At 58.7% G+C, this 13,674-nt stretch carries 15 protein-coding genes; 11 read left to right on the top strand and 4 right to left on the bottom strand.

Features of this window, described 5'->3' with window-relative positions; all coding sequences use genetic code 11:
- The first annotated feature begins 140 nt into the window (after positions 1 to 140).
- Positions 141 to 1,493 (top strand): oxygen-independent coproporphyrinogen III oxidase, encoded by a 1,353-nt coding sequence (hemN, locus tag QTL94_RS24110; RefSeq protein ID WP_065692421.1) that lies wholly within the window; start codon positions 141 to 143, stop codon positions 1,491 to 1,493.
- Positions 1,494 to 1,997: 504 nt separating this feature from the next.
- Here hemN and QTL94_RS24105 read toward each other — a convergent pair.
- From QTL94_RS24105 to QTL94_RS24090, 4 genes are all read right to left on the bottom strand, one after another.
- On the bottom strand, positions 1,998 to 2,267 hold the full coding sequence (locus tag QTL94_RS24105; RefSeq protein ID WP_083199500.1) for a BON domain-containing protein: 270 nt from the start codon (positions 2,265 to 2,267) through the stop codon (positions 1,998 to 2,000).
- Between the two features lie 218 nt (positions 2,268 to 2,485).
- The gene (gene hemE, locus QTL94_RS24100; RefSeq protein ID WP_289803273.1) at positions 2,486 to 3,514 is read right to left on the bottom strand and encodes a uroporphyrinogen decarboxylase; all 1,029 of its coding nucleotides are present in this window, start codon (positions 3,512 to 3,514) and stop codon (positions 2,486 to 2,488) included.
- 10 nt (positions 3,515 to 3,524) lie between these two features.
- Positions 3,525 to 4,019: a hypothetical protein gene (locus QTL94_RS24095; RefSeq protein WP_065692407.1), complete on the bottom strand. Its 495-nt coding sequence runs from the start codon at positions 4,017 to 4,019 to the stop codon at positions 3,525 to 3,527.
- Positions 4,020 to 4,022: 3 nt separating this feature from the next.
- Complete coding sequence (locus QTL94_RS24090; RefSeq protein WP_198928718.1) at positions 4,023 to 4,178, bottom strand: hypothetical protein; 156 nt, start codon at positions 4,176 to 4,178, stop codon at positions 4,023 to 4,025.
- Positions 4,179 to 4,605: 427 nt separating this feature from the next.
- Between QTL94_RS24090 and QTL94_RS24085 the strand changes: the two genes are divergently transcribed.
- The 10 genes from QTL94_RS24085 (at position 4,606) to QTL94_RS24040 (ending at position 13,666) form a co-directional block, all read left to right on the top strand.
- Positions 4,606 to 4,983, top strand: coding sequence for a cytochrome c oxidase subunit 3 (locus tag QTL94_RS24085; protein WP_354666075.1), 378 nt, complete (start codon positions 4,606 to 4,608; stop codon positions 4,981 to 4,983).
- 582 nt (positions 4,984 to 5,565) lie between these two features.
- Positions 5,566 to 6,276, top strand: a complete 711-nt coding sequence (locus tag QTL94_RS24080; protein WP_065692410.1) for a c-type cytochrome — start codon at positions 5,566 to 5,568, stop codon at positions 6,274 to 6,276.
- A complete protein-coding gene (locus QTL94_RS24075) occupies positions 6,276 to 7,541 on the top strand; it encodes a c-type cytochrome (RefSeq protein ID WP_065692411.1) in 1,266 nt (421 codons plus the stop codon). The genes QTL94_RS24080 and QTL94_RS24075 overlap by 1 nt, the downstream gene beginning before the upstream one ends.
- Before the next feature lie 8 nt (positions 7,542 to 7,549).
- The gene (locus QTL94_RS24070; protein ID WP_198928719.1) at positions 7,550 to 7,717 is read left to right on the top strand and encodes a hypothetical protein; all 168 of its coding nucleotides are present in this window, start codon (positions 7,550 to 7,552) and stop codon (positions 7,715 to 7,717) included.
- Positions 7,717 to 8,271, top strand: coding sequence for a cupredoxin domain-containing protein (locus QTL94_RS24065; RefSeq protein WP_065692412.1), 555 nt, complete (start codon positions 7,717 to 7,719; stop codon positions 8,269 to 8,271). Before QTL94_RS24070 ends, QTL94_RS24065 begins: the two co-directional genes overlap by 1 nt.
- Positions 8,261 to 9,883, top strand: a complete 1,623-nt coding sequence (locus tag QTL94_RS24060; protein ID WP_065692413.1) for a b(o/a)3-type cytochrome-c oxidase subunit 1 — start codon at positions 8,261 to 8,263, stop codon at positions 9,881 to 9,883. Before QTL94_RS24065 ends, QTL94_RS24060 begins: the two co-directional genes overlap by 11 nt.
- Complete coding sequence (locus QTL94_RS24055; RefSeq protein WP_065692414.1) at positions 9,883 to 10,695, top strand: c-type cytochrome; 813 nt, start codon at positions 9,883 to 9,885, stop codon at positions 10,693 to 10,695. The genes QTL94_RS24060 and QTL94_RS24055 overlap by 1 nt, the downstream gene beginning before the upstream one ends.
- Before the next feature lie 314 nt (positions 10,696 to 11,009).
- Positions 11,010 to 11,462: a c-type cytochrome gene (locus QTL94_RS24050; RefSeq protein WP_065692415.1), complete on the top strand. Its 453-nt coding sequence runs from the start codon at positions 11,010 to 11,012 to the stop codon at positions 11,460 to 11,462.
- Between the two features lie 22 nt (positions 11,463 to 11,484).
- Entirely contained in the window at positions 11,485 to 12,825 is a 1,341-nt protein-coding gene (locus tag QTL94_RS24045) for a cbb3-type cytochrome c oxidase subunit I (protein ID WP_065692416.1), read from the top strand.
- Positions 12,826 to 12,853: 28 nt separating this feature from the next.
- Entirely contained in the window at positions 12,854 to 13,666 is an 813-nt protein-coding gene (locus QTL94_RS24040; protein ID WP_065692417.1) for a CbbQ/NirQ/NorQ/GpvN family protein, read from the top strand.
- Positions 13,667 to 13,674: the final 8 nt, after the last annotated feature.

Raw genomic sequence — 13,674 nt, 5'->3', positions numbered from 1 at the left:
GACGAGCTCACGAACTTTGACAGGCAACAAACTTCAGGAAGGTTTGCGCCAATATTCAGTTTCGTTCATTGACATATGACAAGGAACACGTTCGCGCAGGAAGCCATAAGGGGGGCATGATCTTAACAACGGACAAGATGATGTCGAAGTATCTGGTGGCCAAATACGGCGAAGCGCGCCTCCCTCGTTATACGAGCTATCCAACCGCTCCTGCGTTCGGAGAAACTGTCGGCCCCGAGGAATATGCAGCAGCGTTAAAGGACGTCGCACGGGGGGATCCCGTGTCGCTATATCTCCACGTACCATTTTGCCGATCGATGTGCTGGTACTGTGGCTGTCACACGACGATCACCCAGAAGGACGCTCCGATCCTCGATTATCTGGACGTCATGAGCCGCGAGATCGAACTGGTCGCGAAGGCCGCCGATGGAAGCATTCCCGTTCGGAACGTGCACTTCGGTGGTGGTACGCCGACCATCATGAAACCGCACGAGTTCGCAGCTCTAATGAAAAAGCTCAGGGCATCCTTTGCCTTCGAGGACGACGCCGGCATCGCCGTGGAGATCGATCCCAGGACGCTTGACAGCCAGATGATCGCAGCGCTCGGCGAAAACGGCGTGAACCGGGCGAGCTTGGGCGTCCAGAGCTTCGATCCGGTCGTTCAGAAGGCGATCAACAGAATCCAGACCTTCAACCAGACGAAGGCGGCTGTGGTGGGCTTGCGTGCATATGGCGTGACGAGCATCAACTTCGACCTAATCTACGGCCTGCCATTTCAAACTGTCGAGTCCTGCATCGAGACGGTTCAGATGGCTGTCGAACTACGTCCAGAGCGCTTCGCAGTCTTCGGCTATGCGCATGTTCCGGCCTTCAAGAAGCATCAACGCTTGATCGACGAAACCGCGCTTCCGGGCGCGTCTGAACGCAATAAGCAGGCGGAGGCAATCGCTCAGGAACTCGTGGCCGCGGGCTACGTGCGGATCGGCTTGGACCACTTCGCATTGCCTGGGGATGAACTTGCCGTCGCAGCCTCGAAGGGCCGGCTCCACAGGAACTTCCAGGGCTATACGACCGATGACTGCGACACTCTGATTGGCTTGGGCGCGTCCTCGATCGGCCGTCTCTCCTCAGGTTATTACCAGAACCATGTGGCGATAGGTCGTTATACGGAAATGGTGGCGGCCGGCATCCTCCCCACCGCCAAAGGATACCTGCTTACCGACGAAGACAGGTTGCGGGCAAAGGTCATCGAGCGCCTGATGTGCGACTTCGAGGTAGACCTCGTCAACCTCAGCAGCAAGGCTGGATACGAGGTCGAGTTCCTGCTCGGCCGCAACGAGCGTCTTGATGAACTCGTTCGAGATGGTGTCGCCGTGGCCGTCGATGGCCGCGTGTCCGTGACCAAGGATTCGCGGTTCATGGTACGCGCTGTTGCTGCTGCCTTCGACGCCTACCTGGGTGCATCGGGCAGAACTCATAGCAAAGCGGCCTGAGCCGCGCCGTGCATTTTCGCACTCAGTCAACAGACCGGGGCCCGCAGTTCTTAACGCTGCGGGTTCGGCTCATCTGACGCTGCTCGCCTGTTGTGAGAGCTCCTCCGCGCCAGCCATAGCGACGCCGTTGGGGTGAGGGCGGCTTTTGGTACGATTGAGAATGCGAGGCTCGAAGGAAACGGCGCTACCGACCGACTTTCGACACGACGTCGTCGGCAGCGAGGGCTGGAGGCAACCTCTATAGGGCGGGACACCGCTAAGCCGCTCTACTGGTGCTCCGGCCTAAAACCCAATGAACCAAGATACTGCTGGAAGGCACGGAAGTCTGAGGGGAGGAGAAGCTCATGCGGCGCCAGGATCCTGATCTCCCAGTGTCGGGCTGAGCTTCCAAAGGCGAACAGGCTTTGATCCGCTTATGCCGCCAAAGATCTTTATCGGGAACTCTCACCACGCTGAACTAGCCGAAGGTCGTCCGCTGTTTGGCGTGACGGCCGACCATCTCGTTCAAAACGCTAAGCCGCGTCCGCCGGCAACCATATGGTAGGCGGTTGAGATGTCGTTTACGACTCTTCTCACCCCGTGCACGCTTTCTGCTGAGACCTTCGCGGCTTCCCGTCTGGAAGAGCTTCCAAGCTTGCCGCGCAGCGTCACGACTCCCTTTGAAACGGTCGCCTTCACTTCCTGATGGGTCAGCCCGAGTTCGAGTTGCAGACGGCTCCTGACCGCTGTCGATAGAGCGTCGTCGCCAATTGGGATGATGTCATTCGCGTACATCGTTGCTACCTCCATTGTTCCTTGTCATCAAACATGAGGAGTGGATGCGGAGCGTTGATGCAAATCAAGCAAGCGAACGATAGGGACGGTCCGCTCGCGTCCGATTATCGGAGGCTTTCAATACCAGCCGGGTGTGGTTTATAAGCGTATCGTTCAGGCGTGAGATCTCGCCGAGGCGGGGCGATGCCGCGAAGCCTCCTAGAAGTGTCGCAAAAGAGCTATGATTCAGGTCTGTTCCTTACGCGGTCGATCAGGCGCCGGACGTTTTCGGGAGCTACCTGGGGAATGATCCCGTGGCCTAGGTTGAAGATTAGCGGGCCGTTGCCTAGGCGCTGCAAAATCGCGTCTACGCCTTCATCAAGCGTATTTCCCCCCGCTGCAAGCCGCATGGGATCAAGATTGCCCTGGATGGGTCCGTCCTTCTGCAGCTCGCAGGCCAAGTCGAGTGGGACGGTCCAGTCAAGACCGATGGCGTGCGCTCCGGTCTTGCGGCGATAGTCTTTTAGCAAGCATCCTGCTCCTTTGGGAAAGGCTATGATCTTCGCCGATGGCCGCCTGGACCTAATGAACTCGATCATCCGCGCGACCGGCTTGACCGCATACGCTTCGAACTCCGGTTCACCGAGAACGCCCGCCCAAGAGTCGAAGATCTGGACTGCATCGGCGCCCGCGTCGAGCTGAGCTACGAGATACTCGGCAGAAACATCGGCCAACAACAAGAGGAGATGTTCGAAGGCCTTCGGATATCGATAGGCGAAAAGACGGGCCGGGGCCTGATCCGGAGTGGCCCTCCCAGCGACCATATAGGTCGCCACCGTCCAGGGCGCTCCACAGAAGCCGAGCAGGGCGGTCGGTGCAGGAAGCTTGGTCCGGAGTTTCTCGACCGTCTGAAGTACCGGGCTCAGGTGAGCGAAGACGTTTTCGGCGTCGAGCGCCTTGATGCTGTCCTCGTCGATCGGGTCCATTACCGGTCCGTGCCCCTCGTTGAAACGAACATTGCGCTTCAACGCATCCGGAATGACGAGGATGTCGGAAAAGAGGATCGCTGCGTCGAACCCGAACCGCCGTATCGGCTGGAGGGTGACCTCCGTCGCGAGTTCAGGGTTGTAGCATAACTGAAGGAAGCTTCCCGCGTGCGCACGCGTTTCGAGATACTCGGGAAGATACCGACCCGCCTGCCTCATCAGCCAGATCGGGGGTGGTGAGAGAGTTTCGCCGTCAAGAACACGAACGAGGTTTCTACGCATGCTCACTACCTTACGCCGCTTGCACGGTGGCTGCTGTGGTATCATTGACAGCTATCTGTTGCTGAGCCATCGCCTTCTTTATCAAAAGGACAAACTGCCGTTCCGCCCTTATGTGCTTCCGCATCGCGCAGAAGAACGACCTCAGCAGATATCCGATGGCGTCCCAAGGAAGGCGGCAGCCGCCATCCCTGAGCGAAATGAGGACATCCACCACTTCGCATGCGCTCTCAAGATCGCTGATACGCTCACGCCGCCGTTGCTCCTCCGCGTCGGACCGCTCCGCGTCTGTCATGATGTGGCATAGGCCCTCCGACAATACCTGTTCCTCCAGGCGATGCGTTTCCTGTAAGAGAGGGACGAGACCGAGTGTCAGGGTATCGCAAAGCCTCCCGTCGAGATGACATGGGAGAAAGTCGGCAATCGCCTCCAACAGATCGCACCATGACATGAGCTGACCGTAGCAGGCCTCGAGATCAGCGAAGCGGCGCATTTGTAGATTTTCCATGTCTCACCTCTGAAGAAAGAGGCTGGCAGCGATAGCGCCCGCGGCGATAACCGCTGAGACGACGCCGGTTCGTTGCAATACGCCCATGCGATAGAGCGTGATGGCGAAGATCACTATTACAGGGGTTGCGATCGACAGTCCGATCTGAGCGTCGGTCATGACAGTCTCCTTTTCCGGAGACCATAAAACGGTGCGCGACACCTTTCTTTGAGATCGATCAAAGAGATGACGGAATGGCCGCAAGTGGAAGATAACGGGACCGGCTACTCTGAACACTGGCCGGCCCGTAACTCTTCGGGCATGTCACCTCCAGGGCATGATCATTTTCGCAGCTTGCAGTTAAGAGACGATTACGATCGTCCGCGTTTGCCTTTTGGCAAAGACGGGCGCTCACGACCCTCTTATTTCATTCGTCATGACCATCCTTGCCAATACTCCTCAGAACATTGAAGACGCGGGGGCCGGCGACGATCTTCTCGTCTGGATCCTCGCCTGGAGCGAGCTTGCCGCGTTTGGCGCGCTCCTAATCGCTTTCGTTGTTGTCTCTTGGCTTCATCCAGAGGAAGTGGCAGCGGGACGAGCTCGAATGACGCTTGTCGTTCCCGCTGTTAACACTGCCGTCCTCCTGCTTAGCGGATGGGCAGCGGCGATCGCTGCGACGCCACTGCCACTGATCAAGAGAAGGATCGCACTGGGTGCGGCATCGGCAGGAGGACTGCTATTCGTTGCCCTAAAGTTATACGAATACAGTCTGGAAGGTGCGTCGCTGCTTTCGGACGACGCTATTTCGACCCTCTATGTTCTGATGACGGGATTTCATCTCGTTCACGTCCTTTTCGGTTCGCTGGTGCTGGCGCTGCTGGCCCGCTTTCCATCCCCCCAGAACGTCCACCTCATGACGACGCTGTGGCATGTCATCGACATCGTCTGGCTCGTCATGTTTCCGATCGTGTACCTCATATGAAATGCCGCTTCCTATCGAAGCGAGCGACCACGCAGGCGCTCGTCATCCTTCTTGCCCTAAGCGCGTGCACAGTCGTACTGACACTCGCATTTGGGCGCGGCGGTCTTGCCCTCGCCGTAGCGATAGCAACCATCGCCGCCTGCAAAGTAAGGGTCGTCTCTCTCGATTTCCTCGGTTTACGCAACGGCCAAGCCACGATGTTCGTCGCGATTAATGGCTGGGGAGCGATCCTGTTGCTAGTAGCATTGGCCCAGAGGTTCCTTTCGTCCTAGAGCGCAAGTGGCAACCGGCACGGCCTAGCGACGATCTCGCTTGGAACACGCGGTTCCGGTTGCGAAGTACACTATTGAGATAGCGCGCAGTTTGATTTTTGCTATCCAAAGATAGCGATTACCTTCATCTCCTCATGCAGTTTTTCAACGCTGCGGCTCTTCGCCTTCACATACCGAGAGCGCATGACCGCGGCGGCATAAGCCGAGTCTAGAAAAACTTCGATTTTGCGATTGACTGGGAAGCCTGACGCGCCACTTTTAACAGCGATCACAATCGGTAACGACGGCGTGTTCGAGGAGGAAGTGGGGCATGCGGATTGTCGTGTTGTCGCTCTGTCTTTTGATCTGGGGGCTCGCGACGGCGGCAGCTCAACAAGCGCAGACCTACCCTCCCGACATGGCAGAAAGGGTGCAGGCCTGCACTCCTTGTCACGGGCTTCAGGGCCGCGGCACCAACGATCCTTACTTTCCACGCCTGGGCGGCAAGCCCGCCGGCTATCTGTATAACCAGCTTGAGGCCTTCAAGAACGGGCGTCGTAAATACCCGCCCATGAATTACCTGCTTGCCTACCTGACAGATAACTATCTGCGGCAGTTCGCCGAATATTTCAGCGGCCAGCGGCCCGAGCTTCCGAAGCAAAACCCACCGGATGTTAGCAAGGAGCTTCTCGATCACGGCCACGCGCTCGTGACGCAGGGTGATCTCGACCGTTCGATTCCCGCGTGTGTCGGCTGTCACGGGGGGGGCTTAACTGGACAGGCACCTGGAATTCCGGGGCTTCTTGGCCTCCGCTCAAGCTACATAAGCGCGCAGCTAGGCGCATGGCGCTATGGCACCAGAACCGCGAAGGCTCCCGACTGTATGCAGATAGTCGCAGGACATCTTACGGAAGACGACGTGCGCGCCGTTGCCGCCTACCTTGCGACGTTAGCACAGCCGGCCAGTGCGGCTCCGTCCCCCGCCGGTTCGTTCGCTCTTCCCTTTGCATGCGGAAGCCAGCCTGACGGGGGGAAGCAATAATGAACCCAAAGTTCGACGCAAAGACGATCCTGTTTGGCGCGTCGGCTGCCCTCGTGCTGGCCCTCGCTCCTGCAGCCGCACAAGACCCGGCGAGCGACCTGCGCTCCGACGTCGTAAAAAAGGGTGAGTATCTCGCACGCGCTGGCGATTGCGTAGCCTGTCACACGGCGCCCGAGGGAAAGGTGTTCGCGGGCGGACGGGCGATGCCGACACCGTTTGGAACGCTATTCGCCTCAAACATCACTCCTGATGCGGAGACGGGTATCGGCAAATGGTCCGCCGATGAGTTCTACGGGGCGATGCACAACGGGCGCTTCCCGGACGGCGGCCTGATCTACCCAGCGATGCCGTTTCCATCCTATACGAAGGTCACCCGCGAGGACAGCGATGCGATATTCGAGTACCTGAAGTCGCTTTCTCCGATCCGGCAGCCAAACAGGCCGCATGACCTTAGCTTCCCTTACAACAATCGGTCCCTCATCCTGGGTTGGCGCACGCTCTTCTTCAATGAAGGCGAGTTCAAGCCGAACTCGCAACAGTCTGACGAATGGAACCGCGGTGCCTACCTGGTCGAAGGGCTTGGTCACTGCGGCATGTGCCACAGCCCGATCAACGCACTCGGTGGAACGTCGGAATCGAAGGCCTTCCAAGGCGGTCTGATACCCATGCAGGACTGGTATGCCCCCTCGCTAACGTCGAACAAGGAAGCGGGCCTCGGCGACTGGTCGATCGAGGAAATCTCCGACCTGCTCCAGAAAGGTGTTTCCACGCGCGGAGCCGTCTATGGGCCCATGGCCGAAGTCGTCTACAACAGCCTCCAGTACATGACGGACGACGATACACGTGCCATGGCCATCTATCTGAAGAGCATCGCGCAGGACGCGCCCGAGCCCCCGCGCTCCGATGTCCGAACTGAAGAGGCGAGTCTGCTGACCGCGCTCGGGAAGACAGTCTACGATCGCGACTGCGCGAGCTGTCACGGCGCGAAAGGCGAAGGGAAACCGCCACACTATCCGCCGCTCGCGGGCAACCAGTCGATTCAGATGGAGTCGGCGGTCAACGGAATCCGTATGGTTCTCAACGGAGGCTATCCACCAGCGACGTTGAGAAATCCTATGCCTCACGGCATGCCGCCGTTTGCTGTCACGCTCTCCGACGACGAAGTCGCGGCCGTCGTGTCGTACATCCGGACAGCATGGGGCAACAGAGGCACGCCCGTGACCGCCGCAGACGCCAATAGACTTAGATCAGCACCACTGGAATGAGGGATACGATGCTGAATTCCGATCCCGGCGCTGCGCCGGATGACAAGGCCGTCGAAGCGATAGTGGCTCGAGGCCCGATAGGAGCGATCTGGGTTGCCGGTGTTGCTACCGCACTCGTGCTACTCATGTGGCTGCTCTTCTATGTTCTCGTTTTCGTGCCCCGGAGCGGATACTAATGGAAACGAACGGAAATGGAGCCGACGTCGCGGCACGGGTTGAGCGGAGATGGGCCGCGATCTCGGTATTGCTGATCGCCTTCCTCGCGGGAATGGCCGCCTTCGCGGGAATTCATCAGGCAACGATGCCGCAGAGAACCGTAGAGACTGTCGATCCGACCACGATCCATCTGCAGGGCGAGTTCATCGAAGCCAATCTTGGGAGCGCAGTCGAGAGCGACGGATCGGTAACGGTTCGAGCGGTGGGTCAGCAATATTCCTTCTCACCACCCTGTCTCGTAGTCCCGGCCGGGACTCCAATCACATTGAGAGCTACAAGCGCCGACGTCGTGCACGGGCTTCTGGTGCAGGGTACCAACATCAACACCATGTTGGTTCCCGGCTACGTGTCTGTTCTGCAAGCGTCGTTCTCGTCGCCGGGCGAACATTTGATGCCTTGTCAGGAATTCTGCAGCGTCGGCCATGAGGGAATGTGGGGCAAAGTCAAGGTAGTAGACAAACAGGAGTTCCTCGCCGAAATCGCCGACAAGAGGAGATTGTCCTGTGCTCTTTAACCGCAAACTCATCCTGGCGCACTTCTGGCTGGCTTTTGCAGCATTCGGCGCGGCGCTTCTTCTCGGTGCCTGGCAGATGTACGTCCGCAGTCCGCTTTCCAACTGGGTGAGCAATCCCGAATGGTACTACCGTTCGCTTACCGCGCACGGCACCGTGATGGGGTATGTGTTCCCAACCTTGGTCGCCATGGGTTTTGGTTACGCGATCAGCGAGTCATCGCTCAAGCAAAAGCTCGTCGGCGCTCGATGGGCATGGATCGGCTTCTGGCTTATCGCAGTTGGCGCGTTAGTCGCAATGGTTCCCGTCGCTCTGGGCCTCGCGTCGGTCCTGTACACCTTCTATCCCCCTCTGATCGGCAGTCCCTTCTACTACCTCGGCGTCGTGATGGTCGTAGTGGGTTCATGGATCTGGGTGGCCTTAATGTCGGTCAACCTTCGGATCTGGAAGAAGGCCAATCCGGGAGTGCCGGTTCCGCTTCCCATGTTCGCCAACGTCGCTGGCTCCTACCTTTGGGCTTGGACGGCCGTCGGGGCGGCCCTGGAGTTGCTGCTGCAGATCCTGCCGGTGGCATTGGGCGTCAAGAATACGATCGACGCCGGTCTGGCCCGCGTCTTCTTCTCTTGGACGCTGCACGCGATCGTGTACTTTTGGCTGATGCCGACCTACATCGCGTACTACACGATAGTGCCGAGAGCGATCGGCGGCCGGGTCTATAGCGATACCATGGCCCGCATCTCGTTCATTCTCTTCCTTATCGTGGCGATGCCTATCGGCATCCATCATGCCTTCGCGGATCCGCAGGTTGGAGCCGGCTTCAAGTTCGTCCACTCGGCATTTACCGCGATGGTCGCGCTGCCAACGTTGCTTACCGTTTTCACCATCTGTGCCTCGGTAGAGATCGCGGCGCGGGCGCGCGGTGGTACGGGGCCATTCGGTTGGATCAAGGCGCTTCCTTGGCGCAATCCGATGATGCTCGCCGTAACCTTCTCATTCGTGATGCTGGGGTTCGGCGGGGCAGGCGGTCTCATCAACATGAGCTACCAGCTCGACACAACGATCCACAACACGCAGTGGATTACCGGACACTTCCACCTGATTTTCGGGGGAGCGATTGTGATCATGTATTTCGCGATCGCCTACGATCTTTGGCCCCATCTAACCGGCCGTCCTCTCGTCAATCTGAGCACGGTTCGGCTGCAGCTCTGGCTTTGGTTTATCGGGATGATAGTCACAACTTTTCCATGGCATTATGTCGGTATCCTAGGGATGCCGCGTCGGATGGCGTACTTCGACTTCACCGAGCCAGCCCTGGCCAACGAAGCAATCACTGTGGTCTTCTCAGCGATTGGTGGTTTCATCCTCGTCGTTTCGGGCCTCCTGTTCATCACGGTGCTATTGCGCTCACAGTTTCGGTCTTCGGCACCTGCGGAAGAGTACCGGTTCGCGCTCGCAGTCCATCCACCTACCAGAGTACCGGCTCTTCTTAACAGCTACGGACTGTGGGTGGCGCTGATGATCGGCCTAACCGTCACTAACTACGGGTACCCGATCTTGCAGCTCGCTGTCAGAAGCGACACCTCGGTGCCCGCCGTCTACGTTGGAGCGAAGTGATGGCCGAGCCGGACCTCGGAAAGATCAACAGCAGGTGGACCTTTAACAGCGTTGCGGTGACCGCCGGAATCCTTCTCATGTCAGTGGCCCTAGGGTTCGTGTTGCTTCCGAAACTCGAGGCAGGGCACCAGGGCGCGAGCCTCTGGGATTCGATCTGTCGTGCGGCTGGTGTGCCCCGCGCTAGCCAGACGGGCGAAACGGTGAAAGCCGAGTACAAGACGTCTCTGGTAAAGATCGCATCCGCGGTATCCGGAATCCGCGACGACGCCGCGATCGGTCGTGGTGCCACGCTGGCGCAGCAATGCGCGATCTGCCACGGACCAACGGGCATAAGCCGGGCCGACTCTCCGAACCTCGCGGGGCAGTATGCTAGCGTGATCTACAAGCAGCTCAGGGACTTTAAGGACGGTGTCCGGGTCAACGCGGTCATGTCCCCCTTTGCGGCGAATCTTTCCGAGCGGGACATGCACGATCTGGCCGCCTATTACGCGTATCTACCGAGATTGCCAGGCTTTCATCCGACTGGAGGAAACCCTGTTCCTCGTATCGTGGCAAGCGGCGCGCCTATCAGGGGCATCGCTCCGTGCGGGTCCTGTCACGGGAGTATCGAAAACAAACTGGGCAGCCCTTGGCTCGAAGGTCAGTCCGAGCTGTACCTGAAGACTCAGCTCGCCGCATTCGCCTCAGGTGCGCGTGAGAACGACATCACCGGTCAAATGCGAAATGTCGCTCGCGCGATGACGCCAGAGGAAATCGAGGCGGCGGCGAAATATTACGCAAACAAGCCGTTACCGGAGCAGGCAACCGAATAGAACGAGCATAATCGACCCACACCAGCATTTCGCGAACGCCGCACGACGTCAATATGTCTAAGCTGCGGGACTCGCTACGTTCAGTCGTGAGTATCTGCCGGTCAATTCTGCAGACTCTGCCTGTCTAGTGCAGCTCGCAAGGACCGCTTCGAAAGACGCGGTGGACTCTCCGCAAACACGGGCCGCTCAATCGTTTCGCTGATTGCGAATCCACAAAGACCCCCTGCCGAAAATCGCTCATCTCGTGACGACGAGCCATTGTGCTCGATTTCCGACGTCAAGGCGGTTCCGCCAATGACATGAAAGGATGATCGATGGCTGAACGCCTGACAAAAACCGCGGCCCGAAACGTGTTCTACGGCGGCTCCGCATTCTTCTTCGCAATCTTCCTGGGTCTCACGGCCCACAGTCACTACTACATCCGCACCGTGTCGACCGACGAGACGACCCTTACCGAGGGCGTGGCACGCGGAAAGCGCATTTGGGAAAAAAACGCTTGCATCAACTGCCACACCCTTGATGGCGAGGGCGCCTACTTTGCGCCGGAGCTGTCGAACGTGTGGATACGATGGGGCGGCGACAAGGATCCCGTCAGCGCCCGTGAAGCTCTCCATGCGTGGATGGCCGCCCAGCCTTCTGGCATCGAGGGCCGCCGCCAGATGCCGCAGTTCAAACTGACGGACCAGGAAGTAAACGATCTCGCCGACTTCCTCGAATGGGTCAGCAAGACCAAGACGCAGAACTGGCCGCCGAACCAGGCCGGCTGAGTGAAGCAGAGGGACAATCAAGATGAAATACAAGACTCAAAGCGTGGCCATGCTCTACTTCTATGGAGCACTCGGCCTTTTCATGGCGCAGCTACTTTTCGGCGTCATCGCGGGCACGATCTACGTGCTTCCGAACACACTTTCCGTCGTCCTTCCCTTCAACATCGTCCGCATGATCCATACGAACGCACTGATCGTCTGGCTTTTGATGGGCTTCATGGGGACGACATACTTCCTTATTCCGGAGGAGTGCGAGACCGAACTCTACAGCCCGAAGCTCGCGATCGCTCAGTTCTGGATCTTTTTGGTGGCGGCAGCAGTCGCCGTCGTCGGCTACCTATTCCACATCCATGAAGGCCGCGAATTCCTCGAACAGCCGTTCGCTATTAAGGTCGGCATCGTAATCGTCGCGCTGATGTTCCTGTTCAACATCACCATGACCGCGCTCAAGGGCCGCAAGACGACGATCACCAACATCCTGCTCTTCGGGCTTTGGGGCGTGGCGATCTTCTTCCTGTTCGCCTTCTACAATCCGGTCAACCTCGCGCTGGACAAGATGTACTGGTGGTACGTCGTCCATCTCTGGGTCGAGGGCGTGTGGGAACTGATCATGGCGTCCGTTTTGGCCTACCTGATGATCAAGCTGAACGGCATCGATCGCGAAGTCATCGAAAAGTGGCTCTATGTCATCGTCGGTCTCGCCCTGTTTTCAGGCATTCTCGGCACGGGCCACCACTTCTACTGGATTGGCGCTCCTGGCTACTGGCAATGGATCGGCTCGCTCTTCTCCACACTGGAAGTCGCGCCATTCTTCACCATGGTCGTCTTTACATTCGTCATGACCTGGCGCGCCGGCCGTAAGCATGAGAACAAGGCCGCCATTCTCTGGTCGATCGGTTGCTCGGTCATGGCGTTCTTCGGCGCTGGCGTCTGGGGCTTCCTGCATACGCTGTCGTCGGTGAACTACTACACCCACGGCACGCAGGTTACCGCAGCTCATGGCCATCTCGCCTTCTTCGGTGCCTACGTCATGCTGAACCTCGCCGCGATGGCCTACGCCATTCCCCAGATCCGCGGTCGCGCGCCCTACAATCAGTGGCTCTCGATCAGCAGTTTCTGGATCATGTGCGGCGCCATGTCGGTCATGACATTCGCACTGACGTTCGCGGGCGTCATCCAGGTTCATCTGCAGCGCGTGCTGGGCGAAGCCTACATGGACGTCCAGGACCAACTCGCCCTGTTCTACTGGATCAGACTTGGCTCGGGAGCCTTCGTCTTCATCAGCGCGATCATGTTCATCTGGTCGGTGCTGGTTCCAGGCCGCACCCGCGTTCCAAACATCGCAGCTCAGCCCGCCGAATAGGCGGGCCTTCCCCCACAGGAGACTGGAAATGACAATAGCTCTGAACTTTCCGCTGACGCCGAAATCGGAGATTCCACACTACTCGCCGCAGGGCAACGAGTGCGCTCTTTTCGAGAGCGCATGGACCCGGCAATTGCCGGTGCTTTTGAAAGGGCCGACCGGCTGCGGCAAAACCCGCTTCGTCCAGCACATGGCAGCAAAGCTGGGGCTTCCAGTGTCGACGGTCTCCTGCCACGACGACCTTACCGCGGCTGATCTTACGGGTCGCTATCTCCTGAAGGGTGGAGAGACGGTCTGGGTCGACGGTCCGCTGACAAAGGCGGTCCGAAACGGTGGAATTTGCTACCTCGACGAGATCGTCGAGGCGCGAAAGGACGTCGCCGTCGTTCTCCATCCTCTCACGGACGACCGCCGAATCCTTCCTCTGGAACGGACGGGTGAGATCCTGGAAGCGCAGCCGGCTTTCATGGTCGTCGTCTCCTACAATCCCGGCTATCAGAACATGATGAAGGCTCTGAAGCCTAGCACGCGACAGAGATTCGTCTCGATCGAGTTCGACTTCCTCCCTCGGGACAAGGAGATCGCCACCGTTGCCATCGAAAGCGGTCTTTCGGAAGACAATGTCGCGCCGCTGGTCGATCTCGCGCGGCGGCTACGCGCACTGAAGGGACAAGACATCGAAGAGGGCGTCTCGACCCGCCTTCTCATCTACTGCGCGACTTTGATCGACGCCGGAATGCCGGTCGCCGACGCCGTTCGCGCCGCCATTGTGGAGCCGCTTACGGACGAGGCGGACGTGAAGGCCGCACTTCTGGAAGTGGCCAAGGCGACGTTTGCATAGGATCTGAT

It is taken from the genome of Rhizobium sp. S96 (genome assembly GCF_030382195.1).
In the GTDB taxonomy this organism is placed as follows: domain Bacteria; phylum Pseudomonadota; class Alphaproteobacteria; order Rhizobiales; family Rhizobiaceae; genus Rhizobium.
The sequence above is the reverse complement of the archived record's forward strand: the minus strand, read 5'-3'. Positions and strand labels throughout refer to the sequence as shown.

Excerpts from the sequence above, each read along its gene's own strand:
- QTL94_RS24065 (WP_065692412.1), top strand. The coding sequence starts at position 7,717 with ATGGAAACGAACGGAAATGGAGCCGACGTCGCGGCACGGGTTGAGCGG.
- QTL94_RS24095 (WP_065692407.1), bottom strand. The coding sequence starts at position 4,019 with ATGGAAAATCTACAAATGCGCCGCTTCGCTGATCTCGAGGCCTGCTAC.
- QTL94_RS24075 (WP_065692411.1), top strand. The coding sequence starts at position 6,276 with ATGAACCCAAAGTTCGACGCAAAGACGATCCTGTTTGGCGCGTCGGCT.
- QTL94_RS24050 (WP_065692415.1), top strand. The coding sequence starts at position 11,010 with ATGGCTGAACGCCTGACAAAAACCGCGGCCCGAAACGTGTTCTACGGC.
- QTL94_RS24085 (WP_354666075.1), top strand. The coding sequence starts at position 4,606 with ATGACGCTTGTCGTTCCCGCTGTTAACACTGCCGTCCTCCTGCTTAGC.
- QTL94_RS24070 (WP_198928719.1), top strand. The coding sequence starts at position 7,550 with ATGCTGAATTCCGATCCCGGCGCTGCGCCGGATGACAAGGCCGTCGAA.
- hemE (WP_289803273.1), bottom strand. The coding sequence starts at position 3,514 with ATGCGTAGAAACCTCGTTCGTGTTCTTGACGGCGAAACTCTCTCACCA.
- QTL94_RS24040 (WP_065692417.1), top strand. The coding sequence starts at position 12,854 with ATGACAATAGCTCTGAACTTTCCGCTGACGCCGAAATCGGAGATTCCA.
- QTL94_RS24105 (WP_083199500.1), bottom strand. The coding sequence starts at position 2,267 with ATGTACGCGAATGACATCATCCCAATTGGCGACGACGCTCTATCGACA.
- QTL94_RS24090 (WP_198928718.1), bottom strand. The coding sequence starts at position 4,178 with ATGACCGACGCTCAGATCGGACTGTCGATCGCAACCCCTGTAATAGTG.
- QTL94_RS24080 (WP_065692410.1), top strand. The coding sequence starts at position 5,566 with ATGCGGATTGTCGTGTTGTCGCTCTGTCTTTTGATCTGGGGGCTCGCG.
- hemN (WP_065692421.1), top strand. The coding sequence starts at position 141 with ATGTCGAAGTATCTGGTGGCCAAATACGGCGAAGCGCGCCTCCCTCGT.
- QTL94_RS24055 (WP_065692414.1), top strand. The coding sequence starts at position 9,883 with ATGGCCGAGCCGGACCTCGGAAAGATCAACAGCAGGTGGACCTTTAAC.
- QTL94_RS24045 (WP_065692416.1), top strand. The coding sequence starts at position 11,485 with ATGAAATACAAGACTCAAAGCGTGGCCATGCTCTACTTCTATGGAGCA.